12 protein-coding genes are annotated in these 16903 nt (G+C 40.1%); 1 reads left to right on the top strand and 11 read right to left on the bottom strand.

Features of this window, described 5'->3' with window-relative positions; genetic code table 11:
• Positions 1-93 precede the first annotated feature (93 nt).
• Positions 94-2124, top strand: coding sequence for an LTA synthase family protein (locus tag WA338_RS18000; protein WP_273017065.1), 2031 nt, complete (start codon positions 94-96; stop codon positions 2122-2124).
• Between the two features lie 8 nt (positions 2125-2132).
• Here WA338_RS18000 and WA338_RS17995 read toward each other — a convergent pair whose 3' ends face one another.
• From WA338_RS17995 to WA338_RS17945, 11 genes are all read right to left on the bottom strand, one after another.
• Entirely contained in the window at positions 2133-3284 is a 1152-nt protein-coding gene (locus WA338_RS17995; protein ID WP_273017066.1) for a hypothetical protein, read from the bottom strand.
• Between the two features lie 2 nt (positions 3285-3286).
• Positions 3287-4546, bottom strand: a complete 1260-nt coding sequence (locus tag WA338_RS17990) for a YaiO family outer membrane beta-barrel protein (RefSeq protein ID WP_273017067.1) — start codon at positions 4544-4546, stop codon at positions 3287-3289.
• Positions 4547-4559: 13 nt separating this feature from the next.
• Positions 4560-5987 (bottom strand): glycosyltransferase family 2 protein, encoded by a 1428-nt coding sequence (locus WA338_RS17985; RefSeq protein ID WP_273017068.1) that lies wholly within the window; start codon positions 5985-5987, stop codon positions 4560-4562.
• Between the two features lie 50 nt (positions 5988-6037).
• Positions 6038-7132 (bottom strand): HEAT repeat domain-containing protein, encoded by a 1095-nt coding sequence (locus WA338_RS17980; RefSeq protein ID WP_273017069.1) that lies wholly within the window; start codon positions 7130-7132, stop codon positions 6038-6040.
• Between the two features lie 81 nt (positions 7133-7213).
• A complete protein-coding gene (locus WA338_RS17975; protein WP_009779783.1) occupies positions 7214-7576 on the bottom strand; it encodes a response regulator transcription factor in 363 nt (120 codons plus the stop codon).
• Positions 7573-8298, bottom strand: coding sequence for a hypothetical protein (locus WA338_RS17970; RefSeq protein ID WP_273017070.1), 726 nt, complete (start codon positions 8296-8298; stop codon positions 7573-7575). Before WA338_RS17970 ends, WA338_RS17975 begins: the two co-directional genes overlap by 4 nt.
• 24 nt (positions 8299-8322) lie before the next feature.
• Entirely contained in the window at positions 8323-11940 is a 3618-nt protein-coding gene (locus WA338_RS17965) for a PAS domain-containing hybrid sensor histidine kinase/response regulator (RefSeq protein ID WP_336094421.1), read from the bottom strand.
• 135 nt (positions 11941-12075) lie between these two features.
• Positions 12076-13317, bottom strand: coding sequence for an ATP-binding cassette domain-containing protein (locus WA338_RS17960; protein ID WP_336094419.1), 1242 nt, complete (start codon positions 13315-13317; stop codon positions 12076-12078).
• 5 nt (positions 13318-13322) lie between these two features.
• Complete coding sequence (locus WA338_RS17955; RefSeq protein ID WP_336094417.1) at positions 13323-14303, bottom strand: NAD(P)H-quinone oxidoreductase; 981 nt, start codon at positions 14301-14303, stop codon at positions 13323-13325.
• A gap of 114 nt (positions 14304-14417) precedes the next feature.
• On the bottom strand, positions 14418-15824 hold the full coding sequence (lpdA, locus tag WA338_RS17950; protein WP_336094415.1) for a dihydrolipoyl dehydrogenase: 1407 nt from the start codon (positions 15822-15824) through the stop codon (positions 14418-14420).
• 97 nt (positions 15825-15921) lie between these two features.
• A complete protein-coding gene (locus WA338_RS17945; RefSeq protein ID WP_336094413.1) occupies positions 15922-16635 on the bottom strand; it encodes a hypothetical protein in 714 nt (237 codons plus the stop codon).
• Positions 16636-16903 lie beyond the last annotated feature (268 nt).

Raw genomic sequence — 16903 nt, 5'->3', positions numbered from 1 at the left:
GCATCCCGATAATTATCGGGACGCAGTATTAAATCCTTTGGCGGCGCCAATAAAGCAGACAGACTTTAGCCCTGTAACCCAGATCGCAACCGTATGAATCCAGAACAACCTGATAAAAAGATGACCACCCTTAAAAAAAATTTGAATGAATTTTCGGGTTTTGCACTTTTTCTATTTCTCGGAATTTTGTTTTCTAGAATTATAGAACTCTTTCTTTTTCAAACTTCACAAAAATTACCTGTTGGCTTTTTTGAGCTGCTTTACAAAGGTTTTATAATCGATGTACTTTTCTGGTTATCTGCTATTTTTCCTGCGTATATTTTATTCCTCATCATAAGCTTTATCAGCCTACGGGGAGCTAAAATTGTTTTCAATATAATTTGGGTGCTTTTCTTCAGTTGCAATTTGCTGTTTATCTATTACCATAAAACAGCACTGGTCCTTTTAGGCTCTGATCTTTTTGGATATTCGCTGGAAGATATTACACAAACGGTAGGCGCCTCTGGTGTTTTGGCTTTAGGAACTGTTCTTTTATTTCTTGGTTTTGTCGCTTTGATCATTGCCGGATTGGTCTTTTTACGTCCGAAACTGAGCATCAACTTCATACCAGCCGGAGCTCTGGTTTTAATCGCGGGTATCGTGTTTATGTTTGACGGTTTTCCTAATCTCAGGCCACAGTATGAGCAAGACTTTACCAACAATCTCGTTACGAATAAAACACAACACTTTTTTAAGGCTGCAGAAGATTACCTTACACAAACCACCTATAAGCCCGATATTTATGCTGAAAATTACTTTGATCTATTAGAGCGCCGTATTGCCCAACAAGGCAAATTTGAATATACCGCTACTGCTTATCCTTTTCTTCATAAAGCAGAAACCACCGATGTTTTGAGTCCGTTTTTTGAAAAGAAATCCAGAAAACCCAATATGGTTTTTATCATTGTTGAAGGACTGGGCAGGGCTTTTACAAACGAAGAAGCCTACTTGGGAAATTTCACTCCTTTTTTAGACAGTCTGTCAAAACAAAGCCTGTATTTTAAAAACTTCTTGAGCAATGGAGGACGCACGTTTGCTGTGCTTCCTTCCCTTTTAGGATCGGCACCTTTTGCTGAAAATGGATTTTTGGCGCTTCAGGATAAAATGCCTAATCAGCTCTCATTGCTTAACGTTCTTGAGAAAAACGGCTATCAGAGCAGCTTCTTTTATGGTGGTGATGCCGGTTTTGATAATATGAGTGGATATCTCGACTTGAATAAAACAGCACGTATCTTTGACGAAGCATCATTTCCTGAAACTTTTGCAAAACTCCCGGAGGTTGGCGGCTTTACCTGGGGATATGGCGATGAGGAACTGTACGAGTTTTATTTAGATAAAAGTACAGACGATACTCTTGCCGCACCGCGTCTTGACGTCATATTGACGGTAAGCACGCACAACCCATTTAGAGTGAATGATCAAGAACGGTATAACAAGCTTTTTGAAAATCAACTGCAGCGCTTAAATCTGAGTGCTGAACAACAAACGCAACGACAAAATTTTAAAGAAGAATTTGCGACCGTGCTTTATGCTGACGCCTCTTTAAAAAGGCTATTTGAGCGCTACCGTAAGCGCACAGATTATGATAATACCATTTTTGTAATAACCGGAGATCATCGCATTCCTGAAATTCCATTGAGCACTAAGATCGACCGTTATCATGTGCCACTCATCATCTATTCGCCTCTACTTCAAAAAACAAAAGAAATAGCTGCGATCTCCTCACATTTTGACGTGGCTCCCAGTATTTTGAGATACTTAAATGCAACGCACGGGATCCCATTACCCAAGCAAACCAGCTTTTTGAGTAAAGGACTTGACACTTCGAGTACCTTTAGAAACATCCATCAAATCCCATTGATGCAAACCAAAACAGACCTGATCGATTTTGTTTCTGAAACCTATCACTTAAATGGTAATCAATTGTACAAGCTGTATCCCAACCTATATGAGGAAGCTATTACCGATGAAGTAAAAAAAGAAGAATTACTAACTGCTTTTTCAGAGTTTAAAAAACGAAATCAACAAATAGCCAACGGAAGTCCTTTAGTTCCTGACAGTTTGGTCACCCGATATGCGCACTAAAAATACGGCTACATTTGATCGTAAGTTTCACTTAAGATCTGAGTGACCAAGGGTTTGTAGAAATTGAAGAAAAACCCACCGCGATCTGAAGGTTCGTTAGCGTTGTAAAAAAAGCTTTTCAGCAAACCGATTCCTTTAAAATAAGAAGTCGTAAAACCTATAGGATTATCACTAAAATCGCCGGCTAAATAGTAAAAATCATAATCTGAATCACTATGGTTAATAACTGCCGGGAAGGTATTGGGTATTCCATATTTTTTTAACTCCTGTACTCCTGCCGTGTTGGTTGCGAGTTGGTAACTGGCATAGGTTGTATTCACCTGCGTATCACTTTCCATAATTTCAAACCAAAAAGGATACTTTTCTTTTTCGGGCAGGTCAAAGCGCTCTTGTCCTGCTGCAGTAGCATAAACAAAAGGCAACGGATTGTTGAGATGGGTTTCGTTTTCTAGAATAACCACTGTACCCGAATCATCGTTAACCAAAACGACGCCATCTTTGGTAAATGGCCAATTCCCGTTGTGGTTATTTTTGTAATTGGTTAAAATCCAAGAAGGCAGTTCTTGATTCACATTTTCATCTAAAGAATCAAAATAACGACCACTCCAGCCTGTGAAACGCACATGGTATAATGCTTCAAACGCTGCTCTAATAGGTTTTGGAGTCGGACTGGCCAAACAGTTAAATTCTGCGATAACCGGCTTTTGCTTTGCCTTCATCTGTTTGATGAAATTGATATCCTTTTCACTCAATCCACCGTATAAAACCCCTGGTCTTTTACTGTAATTAGCATACCACTCTTGCTTGTAAATCCCATAGGTATCTGTGATATACAGCATATCTGAATCATCGCTTAATAAGCTTAATGCTTCAGCAGGAAAACGCTCGATCCCTTTGATAGCATATGCTGTATCTTTTTTTGGGAAAAAACCAAAATAGTCACGCTCCACTTCATAGGCTTCAGAACCACTTTTCATAAAGCGGTTGTGATTTAACACCCAGTGAAAAGAGATGTGTTCCTGACCGTCTGTATTAAAAACCGTTTTGTCGATTATAGCGGCTGTAAGGTATTTTTTTGGCGTAAAATACCAGGAAAGAAACGATACTAGTGGTGCTAGAACGACTAGGAGCAAAATGATTCTGAGCGCTTTTTGCCACATAATTAGAAACGTTTAATAAAGCCCACACTTACAGAGAACTGAAGCCCACTGCTATCTGCTGCATATTCCTGATCTTCAAGCCCCGCCTGAGCTGTCAAGACGTGAGTTGCACCCAACAGCTTCCTGTAAAACAAGGTCAGGTTATTAGAGCGCAAACGCGTGATCGTGGCCCCGTTAAAAAGTGCACTATTGGCATTATCATCCGGAGAGATTCCTGTACCGATTCTTGCACCAATAAAATCATCTGCACCCCCAAAATAATACCGCACCGTAAGCGCATAGGATTGTGATAACGCACTGTCTGAAGGCGTCAAATAGGTTCTGAAGTTGAACCAATAGTTTTTATAGTATTTCCCCAAGCCCAAGGTATACACAAACGTGTCATCGTCAAAAGCCAAATATCTAAATCCCGCGTCTGCTTCAAAAGAAGCCGGAAGGTTTGAAAACAAAGAAAACCCTGCACGATACTGCGGAAAAATCCCGCTATCGCTAGATATACCAAGGTTTACATAGGTATAAAACACGTCTGATATTCTGGGGTAAGCATCTACCTCAAACTGAAGCGCATCAGTCCTGAATCGGTTGGCAAAATTAATACGTGCAGCGACAGAGCCCAGCTTGGTTTGCCTGATATAGTCAAGCGCAGCCAAATGCCACGGATCATCAAATCGTTCATCAAAATAAACAAATTCATAGTTGAGACCTACAGCGTTCTTAGCGGTTGCGCTATTGATACTGCTCAATAAACTGCGTGCCTGATCGAGTTTCGGGTTTTGTTCTAAAAGCCCCTGCAGCGTGGCCGTGGCTTCTTCATAAGCTTCCAGATCTCTTAACACTTTTGCTTTTAAAAGCCCTAAATTTTCAGATTCAGGATGATAGTCTAATCCCTTATTTACAACTTTCAGCGCTGCTTCAGAATTATCGTTCCAAAATTCCAGATTTCCGTAGGCAAAACTCGCTTCCTCGTGTCCTTTTTCTTTAGCCAATACTTCTTCAAAAGCCATTCGCGCTTGAGGTAAACTGTCTGAGTAGGTATAAATTCGACCTAGAAATACGCGTACTTCCAGATAATCGGGACTTTTTTTAAGCGCCGCCTTTAAGAGTGCGATCGCCTTAGGGTAATCATCTTCTTCAAAAGCAGCATTGCGCGCTTGTGTGTAAAGTTCATCTGTAGTATACTCCTGTTCCTGTGCCACAGCGGCAAACGAAACCAAGAAAACAGCCAGAATAACAGCTTTAAAAGTTTGGTACAAATGGGGCATGATTCTTATTTTTTTAAGTTTTACCGGAATTTCCCAATCCTGCGCGAGACATTTCTCCCCAGGATTTTTTTCCGCGAATTAAATCAATATTTCCTTTAACTGCCGCCCACATAACAATAGGGTGATACAGGATAGGTTCTAATAAAGCCGTAAATATGAGCATAAACATATATTTTGGCTTTTTATACTGCTGAAAAGAGTATTCTTCAAAAAAGATCGCTGTGATCGAAAATAGTATAGAAAAGGTATAGATCACAATGAAAAAGATCATAAATACCTGAAAATTTATCTTTCCAAGAAGCATAAGAACGATAAAAAATAGAATTCCGATAAACTCGATAATTGGCGCAAACCACTCAAAAAACATCCAGTACGGTGTGCTCAATAATCCTAAAACTCCATATTTGGGATTGAAGAGCATTTTCTTGTGCAGCATTAAGGTCTCTACTGTTCCCCGCGCCCAGCGATTGCGTTGCCGGCGTAAGACTTGGGTGCTCTCTGGCACTTCGGTCCAACATAAAGGATCGGGAACAAAACCCACCTTATAGGGGATTCCTTGTTCACGCATAACCCTACGCATACGCACGAGCAACTCCATGTCTTCGCCCACCGTATTGTGGTTATAGCCCCCGGCTTCAATAACCGTTTGTTTGTCAAACATCCCAAAAGCTCCAGAGATAAGCAACAAACCATCAACCCGTGACCAGGCCATTCTCCCCATCAAAAAAGCTCTAAAATATTCTAAGATCTGTGCCTTCCCTAGAAACGTTCGCGGGAGACGCACTTCGATGATTCGTCCATCTTCTATGATACAATTATTTGCCACGCGAATGATTCCGCCACTGGCGATCACGCGTTTTGTATTGTTCAAAAAGGGTCTTATGAGCTTTAAAAGCGAGTTGCGCTCTAAAACACAATCTACATCAATACAGCAGATCACATCGTGTATGCAACAGTTGATCCCCATATTCAAAGCGTCGGCTTTACCTCCATTCTCCTTATCGATGACCCTAAGGTTTTTATAGGCCTTAATTTTAGACTTATAAATTCCCTTTAATTTTTTTGTTGCTACGTGATTATAATGAATAGGCTCTTGCTCTTCGAGTTGAAAAGTAGTTATGAGCTTTTGTAGCGAATTGTCTTTACTCCCATCATTTATGATCACTATCTCAAAGGAAGGATAGTTTAACGTCAACAGCGAGCGTATGTTTTCAACAAGATTTGCTTCTTCATTATAGGCAGGAGCCAATACGGAAATCGCAGGTAAATTGGCCGACTGCAAAAGGGCTGCGTCGTCCTGAAAGTTATTTCTACGTTTATAATCCCGAATTTCGAAGATTGAAAAAAATGCAGAAAAAATATATCCCGAAATGATGATCAATCCATAGATCAAAAACAGGACACTAAAAACTTCTATGATAGCGGTTGCGTTAAGTTGCAAGTTGTTCAATTTTTAGAAAAGATAAGCAACTTTCATTGAAAACAGCCTGCTTAAGCCCCAATACTTTGTTGCATTGAATACTCTTGAAAATCTTCCCAATCTTTTGATAAAGTTTCAATATTTAAAATGCTTTTTACCGGGATTTGATCTTCAAAACAGCGGGAGATTTTATAAAAATCAACTTGTAAATTTTCATCTTCCTTGTGAATATGCGGAACCAAAGTCTGCAGATCTTTATAGGTACCCATCTTTTTTATAGCGTATAAAATACTGCGTTTATTCTGTGCAGTTTCTTCAGGAAAATGAGTAAGCATTAACTGTAAGGCTTCAGAAACTTCCATGGTTTGCAAAGACTGAATAGCCTGATATCTCACCTCTTCCGCATCGTGATCTAAGCAATCTACCAACAAGGGTATATTCTGAAATTGATTAAAACTCAAGATCATTTTAATACAAAAAACGACAATACTATCTTCGTGATGGTCGAGCCAGCGCGCAAAATCAGGAATCTCTACTTCAAAGCTTTTCAGGCTATTTTCAATCAGCACTTGTTGCCACAGGGTCAAGCGTCCTTCCAAATTATCAAGAAAAACCAGAGGATCTGTTTTTGAAGTGTTTAAAAAGTACAAAATAGCGTGTTGTCGAAGTTCTACCCGTTTGGACTGTAATAAAGGGTATACATAGTTCTCGGGAACTTCAATACCCAATTTAGAAAACGCAAACATTGCCCGTGCTTTGTAATACCATCGATACCCCTGTAGATCTTCCAATAGAAATTTATATAAACCTAAGCCATAAAAAATCTCTTTGATGAGTAAGCTGGACTCTCCTTTTAAGTTTTCATCAAAAATTAAAATCTGCTTGATCAAGATTTTATGGTCATAGGAAGACTTTATATAGCTGTACTTAAAATCGCCTAAAGCTTTACTCTTATTAATGGTTTCATCAAAAAGAAACGCATTGACAAAATCTATAAACCTGGCCTCTAAATGTTTTCTGTGCGACTCCTTGATATTTTTAAGTATACGCAAATACAGCACTAAACTTACAAAAAACAGTGCTATACAAGAAAAAATCAAACTGAGGATTAAATTGATCTTTAGGATCAAAGACCAATCTTCCAGATTAAAATAAAGCGTAGGCATAGTAATAAATTCATTTGTGACTTGGGGAGTCGGGGTTAGATGAAGGTTTATGTTTTCTTATACGTAAGGATTTTAAAAGTGTTACTTAGCTAGTGTTCTTTTAACACGTAGCGACAACTCACTAGGGCTAAAAGGTTTGGTTATAAAATCGTCGACGCCCATCTCAAAGGCATCAGTTATAATGTCTTCTTGTGTTGAGGTAGACAATACTATGATAGGAACCTCTTGGTTCACGTTTTTTATATGTTCTATTATTTCGTTTCCATTTACAAAAGGTAACATTAAATCGGTAAGCACTAAATCAAACTCCTGGTCTTTGAGCAACTGCATAGCCACGCGGCCATCTTCAGCCAAGACAACCGTGTATCCATCCTTCTTTAGCTTAAACTCTAAAGATTTTACGACCATGGGGTTATCTTCTATGACCAAGATTCTTTTACTCATACGCTGTACACTTCAGGAAAATCATCTTTTAAAGCTTCCTGCATTTTTTTGTGTTCTTCTATCAATTCATTTATAAGTGGAAACATCGCTGTTCCTGTAATTTTGTGAGCCAATTCATTACTCAATTGTGCAGCCTTGCTGTTTTGCAGCATTTCAAAAGAAGGCTTTAAACTATGTGCAACCTTGCTCACCTCCTCGTAAGCTTCCTCTTTATAAAATTGAAGCATTTCTTCCAGACGTGGCGTTACAGAATCCTTAAAAATGCTGATACTCTCTCTAATGAACTCAGCATCACCATCAGAGAGCTCTATAAGATAATTGAGGCTGTAGATTTGTTCTTCAGGTTCTTCAGGAGAACAAGGAAGCTGCAAAAATGTCTTTACAAAGCCAATGTCTTCATTTTTAAAAGGTTTACTCAAAAATCTTACAAAATCTGCACTTTTTGAAACTAAGGACTCCGAATTAGTGATTAACATGACAGATCCCTTAAAATTAACTTGTTCTTTCAAATAATTCAACGTCTGAATAGCCCCTAGAGGTTTAACGTTCTCTTCGATCAACAAAAGATCTGGCTCGCCAGACTGCTTGATGTGTTGAATGGCTCCCATCGCCGAAGCAAAGCTGTTGACCTCCACCTCACTTTTAGAAAAAAAAGTGTTGAATCTCGCTTGTGCCAGCGCATCTGCATCTACAAGGACTATATGTTTTTTTCGTTCGTTCAAAGTTTTAAGCTTGTTTCGCTTGTTTTAAGATACGCTTAGTTTTTCATTATTCAAATGCTCTTGCAGCACCTTTTTAAGGTCTTCAAGAACCAAAGGTTTGGCTATATATCCGTCCATTCCACTTGCTACACATTTCTCGTGCTCTCCTTTTAAGGCTCTAGCTGTAAGCGCAATAATGGGTATGTGATCTCCGTGTGGTTCTAATTTTCTTATTTCCTGAGTAGCTTCATAACCGCTCATTACCGGCATTTGAATATCCATGAAAATAAAATCTAACTGCTGATTCTTATAGACTTCAACGGCCTGAGCCCCATCATCTGCTTCAATAATAGTGGCGTTTGCGGTGATCTTGTTGAGAATGGTTTTGGTTAAGAACTTGTTTACCGGATTGTCTTCTGCAACTAGAATGCTAAGAGTTCCGTTGCTTAGATCTGTCGTCTCTTGCGCCTCTTCTAGCTGCCCGTGATCTGATTCATCCAAACGATCTATAGTTTCAAAAAGATCATTACGCAAAGCAGGTTTCACCAGTTTTCCGGCTACGCCTAAAGCTTTGGTTCTCCCGTTGATCTCGGTATCTTCTTCAGAACTGTGTAATAATATAACCGGTAATTGTTCTTTGTCTATATTTAAATCTTCCCTAAAATGTTGAATTAAATCAAGACCATTCAAATACGGCATATTGTAATCTACAATGGCGATATCAAAATTTGTATCCTGCTGCAATAGCTCAAGCGCATCGATACCATTTGCGGCATGAACCGTTTCTATACTGCGTTCGCTCAACATTTCTTCTAGGATGACACGATTGTTGGTGTTATCATCTACGATCAGGGCGCGTTTGATATCTTTAAACGGTCTGGCGGCTCGACTTATAGAACTATCGGTTTCAAAATCTACAGTAAAAGAGAAAGTCGTTCCTACGCCTAAAGTACTTCTCACCTCGAGTTTACTTTCCATCAATTGCAACAATCTGTTGCTTATGGTGAGTCCGAGTCCGGTACCGCCATATTTACGCGTCGTAGAAGCGTCACCTTGATTAAAGGCTTTAAAGATCTCTTGAAGATTTTGTTCTGAAATCCCAATCCCGGTATCTCTTAAGGAGAACGTAAATTGTTTTTTATTAGGATGTAACGCGCTATTTTGCTCTTCAACCTTAAGTTCGATCTCACCGTCGTGTGTAAATTTTACGGCATTACTCAACAAGTTGATTAAGATCTGTCGCAAGCGCAAACCGTCTGCAATGATAAATTGATCGATCTTTCGCGGAATGTTGAGCAATACTTCAATATTCTTTTGATACGCCTCATGTTTGATCATTTCCACCGATCGGCCACAAAGCTCTGTGATATTCACTCGCTCTTCGCTTAGACTCAATTTACCAGCTTCGATCTTAGAGAAGTCTAAAATATCATTGATCAGATCGAGCAGTGAAATTGCCGATGCATAAATGGTCTCCATGTATTTTTGCTGATTCTCATTGAGTTGAGACTTCATCAAAATATCGGCAAAACCAATTACACCGTTTAAAGGCGTTCGGATTTCGTGACTCATATTTGCTAAAAACTCCGACTTGTATTTGTTTGCAGCTTCAGCTTTTTGTTTGGCCTTGATCAAGGAGTATTCCATCGCTTTCAATGCAGAAATATCTGCCGAAACGCCTAAATAGCCTGTGGTTTTGCCTTCATCATCTTTAATGGCCGTTACTACCAGCTGTACCGGAAATGTGGTGCCATCCTTTCTAACATAGGTCCAATCACTGGTTTCTAGTTCGCCCCTATTGATCTTATAAGTAAAAACATCATGTTTGTCAACCTGCTCTCCATATTCTTCTTTCAGTTTCAAAGCATAGTCTTCAACTTCCTGGTCTTTATGAAAAATAGCCGGCTTTTGTTTGCCTATCACTTCTTCAGCCTCATAGCCTAAAAGATTTTCAGCACCTTTATTAAACTTTTTAATAACGTGATCAAGGTCGGTTTCAACGATAATCACCTGTGTGGTCGAATCAAGAATCACGCGCATCTCATTCAAACTCTCCTGTAATGCCCGTTTTGCATGGATTTCGTCGGTCATGTCAACAACCTGACCAATGAGCGAGCGCACATTTCCGTGCTCATCAAATAAGCCTGAAACCGTCAAAAAGCAATGAACTACTGAACCATTTTTATGTAAGTAACGCTTTTCGATCTGGTAATTGGTTAACTCCTTGGTAATGATCTTTGAGAAAAGTTGCGCATCATTTTCGCGATCATCAGGATGGGTGATCTCGCTCAAAGATTTCTGCAATAACTCTTCTCTGGTGTACCCGATCATTTGTGCCAAATTATGATTTACACTACGCCATCTCCCGTGTAAATCAACTAGGGCCATTCCATTTGGGGAATATTCAAAAACCCTTTTAAATTTGGAAGCATTCTCTAAAGCTCTGCGTTCTAAACTTTTTCTTTTCGTAATATCTTCTACCTGCGTAATGACTAATTTAGACCGTGCCTCTGCTTCTGTTATCATGGAGCAGCTTAAATTACACCAAATGATTTTGCCTGAGCCGTGATAGCTCTCTACCTCCATTTGATAATGGTCTATTTTACCAGACAAGAGTGCTGTTCTGTTTTCTAAAGCTTGCGGAATGTATTCAGGAAGGAGGACATCTTTTATGGTATATTTTAGAACCTCTTCTTCAGACAAATGATTTAAACCGAAAATTCTTCTTGCAGAAGGATTAGCCATCACCAGATTGCTTTGTTGATTTACTAAAACAATACCTATAGAAGAATTCTCAAATACTTTTGTAAACCGATTTTCTGCTTTTTCTCTAGCGAGCTGGTGTTTTTTCCTATTACTTATGTCTTGAAAAGCACCGTAAACGCGAATGCAGACCCCGTTCTCAAATTCGGCTTTGCCCATACTGCGCACCCACTTCTCTTTACCATCGGCAGTGATTATGATAAACTCATCATCAAAACTCTCCCCTTGCTCCATACATTTTGTAAAAAGCGCTGTAATTCTTTTTCGGTTTTCTCCTTCTTTATAAAAATTGATGCCGGTCTCTAAACAGGGTTTATATTTTTTAGGAACGCCATGAATTTCTTTGGTAACCCGGGTCCAGGTAACGGTATTCTTGATCAAATCTACTTCCCAGCCTCCAACGCAAGCCAGGTCATTAGTCTCTTCATAGATCTCATTGAACTTACGAAGCTTCTTTATTTTCTTTAAATAGTTATCAGATGAGGACTTTTGAGCAACATCGGCAATAAATTTCACAAAAAGATGACGTTTGCCGTCGCTGTCAGTGTATACCAAATGCCGCGAAGTTGCCGTAAGAATTCTCCTGTTTTTGTCGGAAAAAGAAAAATAATGACGCTCTTTTGTTAACTCATTGAAACTTGTTTTGTTTATCAGGTCTTGAATGGTTTTCTTTCCCGCTACTCCCAGAACCTCCCAGAATACATCGAGTTCAACCTCTTTTTCAGGCTTTCTATAGCCTATTGTATCCCAAAAAGAAGTGGTGATATGAAAGCGCTCTTGATGCTCTAAATTGATGTAGAATACTCCAATAGATGCTTTGCTTAAAATCCAGGAAAAGACCTCAGCATCATCGCAAAGAATACGATGAAAATCCCTTTTAACAAATGCAGAATCAGACATTGTAGAAGCGTTTTAAGTTGGGTAAAATTAAAAGTAAGGTACTTTTAAAATTCATTGGGCAATCAAATGTACGCTTTTCAGCCTAACTTTTAAACACTTTAACGATTAACTTAAGCATTTTAGCTATTTGTTACTTCAGTCTTTTCGAGAAAGTACTGCTTTTGAACCCGTTTTTGCAGGCTGAAATAGGATCGTGTTTTTAAAATTCAGTCCGGGCTCTTCTCTATGTGAAACATAGATCACAGCGGTTTTACTCCCTGCTTTTATTTTATTGATAAGCGAAACGATAAGGCGTGCACCTGCCGAATCTAACGCGGCCGTAGGTTCATCCAAGATCAATACCGGCGGATGTTTGATCATTGCTCTTGCGATCAAGACCAGGCGTTTTTGAACTTCGGTCAGGGATCTGAAGGGTTTTGTACTGTAAGTAGTAAGACCGATGACTTTAAGCCAGGCTTCGGCAGTAGCGATTTCTAAAGTAGTGGGCTTTTGATACAGTCCCACACTATCGTATAAGCCCGAAATGATCATATTCTTCACATCGTGCATTCCGTCAAAACGTTCGGTCATTGTTGTGGTAAAATACCCTATTTTCTGTTTGATCTCCCAGACGCTCTCTCCTGTTCCCTTTTTTCTTCCGAACAAATACAATTCCTTCCCATAGCCTTTGGTACTATCCCCGGTAATCATAGAAAGCAAGGTGGTTTTCCCTGAACCATTAGGTCCTTTGAGGTGCCAGGAAGTGCCGCGCTTCACCGTCCAGGATATGCTGTCGAGTACGGGCTTTTCTCCAAAGGAAACAGAAACCTCTTTTAATACAATAAGCTCTTCAGGAATGTCTTTAAAGGAAGTAAGCGGCTCAGGAATAGGATGAACCGCTAAAGTGTGATCTACCGCTTGATCTTGCCGGGGTAGCGCTGTCTTCTTAAAATGTCCCTCTTGATACTGTAAGCCCTGTGTACAATAGGGCAACACATCTTCTTCACGCCGATAGACTTGTATGAGCAAGGTGGTTTCTTTGAGGGCCTCTAGCTGTTCTTTAAACCACTTGATCTTTTCAGTATCTAAAGCATCAAAAGGATTATCGAGAATTAAAAATTTAGGCTGTTGTGCCAATTGATAATCTAACAAGAGTTTTTTGCGTTCGCCACTTGATTTGGTTTGTAAACGCTCATTTGCTTCGGTCAATATCGACCTACCGTGACGGTATTCTTCATCCAGGTATTCTTCTAAAATATGATTAGAAAATAATAATCCCTCACCTCCTGCTTCTTCGATCAACCAAGCTGCTTTGAGGAGTTCCTTTAACTGCTTCTTAGTTAAGACCTCCTGAGTAACCGCTATCGCATAATGTTGTTTTGTTGTATTTACCTGCATAGTATTTAGGACGCACTGTTTTCTAAAATGATCTTTCCTATATGAGCACTGCTTTCCATCAGTTGGTGAGCCTTGGCCGCTTCTTCTAGTTTGAAAACTTTATGGACAATTGGCTTGACCTGTCCTGATGCCAACAACGGCCAAACCTTTTCTTTCACTTCCTCGGCGATACGTTCTTTAACGATGATGGGTTGTGGCTTCAACAAACTCCCGGAGAGGATCAATTGTTTGCTCATCATCGTCCATAAATTAATTTGTGGAGTCAGGCTTTTCATTCCGTTAATGTGAATCAATCGTCCTTTAGTATTCAGTAATTCAAGATTTTTCTGCGTATAATCACCACCCACCATATCTAAGATCACATCGATCTTATCATTCTTAAACGCTTCTTCAAAAGCGGTTTCTTTATAGTTGATGCCTTTGGCCAATTGGTGTTCCTCTATAAAGTCTAGCTTCTCTTGCGAACCTACCGTGGTAAAGGTTTTTAATCCTAAAGCTTTAGCGATTTGCAGTCCCATCACCCCAATACCACTAGTACCGCCGTGAATCAAGAGGCCTTCGCCTTCTTTAGCTTTTGCCTGTTGAAACACATTAAACCATACCGTAAAAACAACTTCAGGCAGTGCTGCGGCTTCGGTATAACTCAGGCCTTCAGGCACAGGAAGACACAGACGGGCATCTACATTACTATGTGTAGCATAGCCGCCGCCGGGCACCAAAGCACAAACCGCATCCCCCACCTTAAACCCTTTGACCTGCTCCCCCACAGCAAGCACTTCGCCAGCCACTTCCAGACCGGGGATTTGCGCTTTGGGCGTATCTCCTCCATAAGCATCCGGGTGGTTGCGTGTCAAGATATCACTACGATTGACTCCGGCAGCTCTGACTGCGATCTGCACTTCGTGCTGCTGCAGCTGCGGAAGTTCGTGATCTTTATACTGAAGTACTTCGGGCCCACCGGCGTGGGTTATATAAATCGCTTTCATAGTATTTTATGTAAATACCGTTAAGGACAAGCTGCAAGCTATACTATCCTTTGACGGCGCCAACAAAAAAACCCTTTTCAGTTGAAAAGGGTTTTTAAAAATTTCATAATTCTTTTAAATATGCAGCGCACGGTCCTCGGTTGCTGCGAGTGCAGCTTCCTTAACCGCTTCAGCATACGTAGGATGCGCGTGTGACATAATCGCTATATCTTCGGCACTTGCACGGAACTCCATTGCAGTAACACCTTCAGCGATCAAATCGGCTACACGAGCGCCCACCATATGCACGCCCAGCACCTCATCGGTCTCTTTATCTGCGAGTATCTTTACAAAGCCATCGATATCTCCTGAAGCTCTAGAGCGCCCTAGAGCACGCATTGGGAATTGACCTGATTTGTAAGCTACGTCATCTTCTTTAAGCTGTTCTTCGGTTTTACCTACAGAAGCAACTTCCGGCCAGGTATATACTACTCCCGGAATCAAGTTATAATCGATATGCGGTTTTTGTCCGGCTAAAGTTTCCGCTACAAAAACACCCTCTTCTTCGGCTTTATGCGCAAGCATTGCCCCACGCACCACATCGCCAATCGCGTAAATATTGCTTACAGCAGTTTGTAAATATTCATCAACTTCGATACGACCTCGATCGTCTGTTTTTAGACCAACAGCATCAAGATTCAAGCCGTCTGTGTATGCTTTACGCCCAACAGAAACCAAAACATAGTCTCCCTTGAACTCGACTTCTTTATCTTTTTTATCGGTTGCTTTAACGATCACCTCGTCACCTTTGCGTTCTACAGCGCTCACTTTGTGTGAGGTATTGATCTTCATTTTAGACTTTTTCAGCACTTTGGTAAGCTCTTTACTCTGTGCACCATCCATTGTTGGGATGATTCGGTCTAAATATTCTACCACAGTCACTTCTGCACCTAAACGCTTGTATACCTGCCCCAATTCGAGACCGATCACACCACCGCCAATCACGATAAGATGCTTCGGAATTTCTTTCAATTTTAAGGCTTCGGTAGACGTGATGATACGTTCTTTGTCGATCTCTATAAACGGAAGACTTGCCGGTTTACTTCCGGTAGCAATAATGGTGTTTTTTGCTTCTATCGTTACATCATCTCCTTCTGCCACTGCGATATGAATATGGGTTTTATCTTTAAAACTCCCTACTCCCTGATAGGTATCGATCTTATTTTTACTCATCAAGAACTCGATTCCCTTGGTCGTTTGCTCCACCACCGAAGCTTTACGGCCCATCATTTTTTCCAGATTGATCTTTACTTCACCCGGAATCTCGATCCCGTGCTCTTCAAAATGTTTAACGGCATCTTCATAATGGTGAGAAGAATCTAATAAGGCTTTAGAAGGAATACAACCTACATTAAGGCAGGTACCGCCCATAGTTGCATATTTCTCAATGATTGCTGTTTTAAGCCCCAACTGGGCGCAGCGAATAGCAGCCACATAACCTCCGGGACCGGAACCAATGACCGCAACGTCGTATGTACTCATAATATGAATTTCTGTTTAAGAAGTATAAAGGTACAACGTACAGTTGCTTTAAACAATAAAAGGATTATTGAATTGGCACAACTAAGGTAGGAATCTTCTAGTAGCTTCGGTTTAGCAACAGCCAACGCGAACTGGAGCCGTCGTAGATAAAGGTTGCACTGTGATAACCTTCAGCATTCATATCTATATTTTGCTGGATATTGAAGCGCGACTTAGCAGCTACGCCTGAAGAATTATTTTGAAATTGAAATCTAAACTGTTTCTCTGCATTCATAAGGGTAACCACTCTTCCATCTGTGCCCCCTTGAATACCACCAAATTGAATAAGACTTTGATGTCCGTCAGAGCTTACATTGTTATTTTTTCTAAAAATAAACACCGATTTTGTAGGGTAAGCAGAAATATCGAAGATGTATTTATTGTTATACGTACTACTGTTTTGATGAAAACTACCGTCTTGCGTACTTGTGTTTGGATCTTTTATAATTTCAATCCCTCTAGTATTCCCACCTCCACTTTGATGCTCTTGCTTCATAGCGTACCAACGTGTACCATCCCAGTAATAATAGCCCGGTGTAACATCACTCACGGTAGCTGTATTATATACCAAAAGACTTTCTACAGGATGGTCGATCGTGCTCTCATCATCAGTACCTGTTAAAGCTACGCGTGGTATTAGAAGTCCCTTGTCTGAAGCTGAAATATCAAGAATGCTTGTTGCTGACGGCGAAGAGGTACCAATTCCCACTTGGGCGTGTATCGTAACTGAACAGAAAAAGCATAATACACCTATGAGGTATTTTTGTTGCATGATTTGGAGTTTTCTTGGATGACAAATAAATGAAAAACCTCCTAATCAACTGATCATCAATTTAATAATACGATTTATTTAACCTAAAGCGTTGTAGATGCGTAAGCTCTCTGATGTTTAACGCTTTTCTTAGTTTTTTATCGATTGCACTTGTATAAAAGCATAGAAAAGTGCTGCAAAAAACACCTTAAACAATACTTGTAAAATACTGTATATCAATGATTCACACAGAATCAATAGCTCCTAAAAGAGCAGATTTCCTGAAAAG

It is taken from the genome of Leeuwenhoekiella sp. CH_XMU1409-2 (assembly GCF_037029365.1).
GTDB classification, from domain to species: domain Bacteria; phylum Bacteroidota; class Bacteroidia; order Flavobacteriales; family Flavobacteriaceae; genus Leeuwenhoekiella; species Leeuwenhoekiella blandensis.
This window is presented reverse-complemented; position numbering and strand designations above follow the sequence as displayed.

What these genes read in the sequence shown, in the direction of transcription:
- WA338_RS18000 (WP_273017065.1), top strand. Translation starts at nt 94, where the DNA reads ATGAATCCAGAACAACCTGATAAAAAGATGACCACCCTTAAAAAAAAT.
- WA338_RS17995 (WP_273017066.1), bottom strand. Translation starts at nt 3,284, where the DNA reads ATGTGGCAAAAAGCGCTCAGAATCATTTTGCTCCTAGTCGTTCTAGCA.
- WA338_RS17990 (WP_273017067.1), bottom strand. Translation starts at nt 4,546, where the DNA reads ATGCCCCATTTGTACCAAACTTTTAAAGCTGTTATTCTGGCTGTTTTC.
- WA338_RS17980 (WP_273017069.1), bottom strand. Translation starts at nt 7,132, where the DNA reads ATGCCTACGCTTTATTTTAATCTGGAAGATTGGTCTTTGATCCTAAAG.
- WA338_RS17975 (WP_009779783.1), bottom strand. Translation starts at nt 7,576, where the DNA reads ATGAGTAAAAGAATCTTGGTCATAGAAGATAACCCCATGGTCGTAAAA.
- WA338_RS17965 (WP_336094421.1), bottom strand. Translation starts at nt 11,940, where the DNA reads ATGTCTGATTCTGCATTTGTTAAAAGGGATTTTCATCGTATTCTTTGC.
- WA338_RS17960 (WP_336094419.1), bottom strand. Translation starts at nt 13,317, where the DNA reads ATGCAGGTAAATACAACAAAACAACATTATGCGATAGCGGTTACTCAG.
- WA338_RS17955 (WP_336094417.1), bottom strand. Translation starts at nt 14,303, where the DNA reads ATGAAAGCGATTTATATAACCCACGCCGGTGGGCCCGAAGTACTTCAG.
- lpdA (WP_336094415.1), bottom strand. Translation starts at nt 15,824, where the DNA reads ATGAGTACATACGACGTTGCGGTCATTGGTTCCGGTCCCGGAGGTTAT.
- WA338_RS17945 (WP_336094413.1), bottom strand. Translation starts at nt 16,635, where the DNA reads ATGCAACAAAAATACCTCATAGGTGTATTATGCTTTTTCTGTTCAGTT.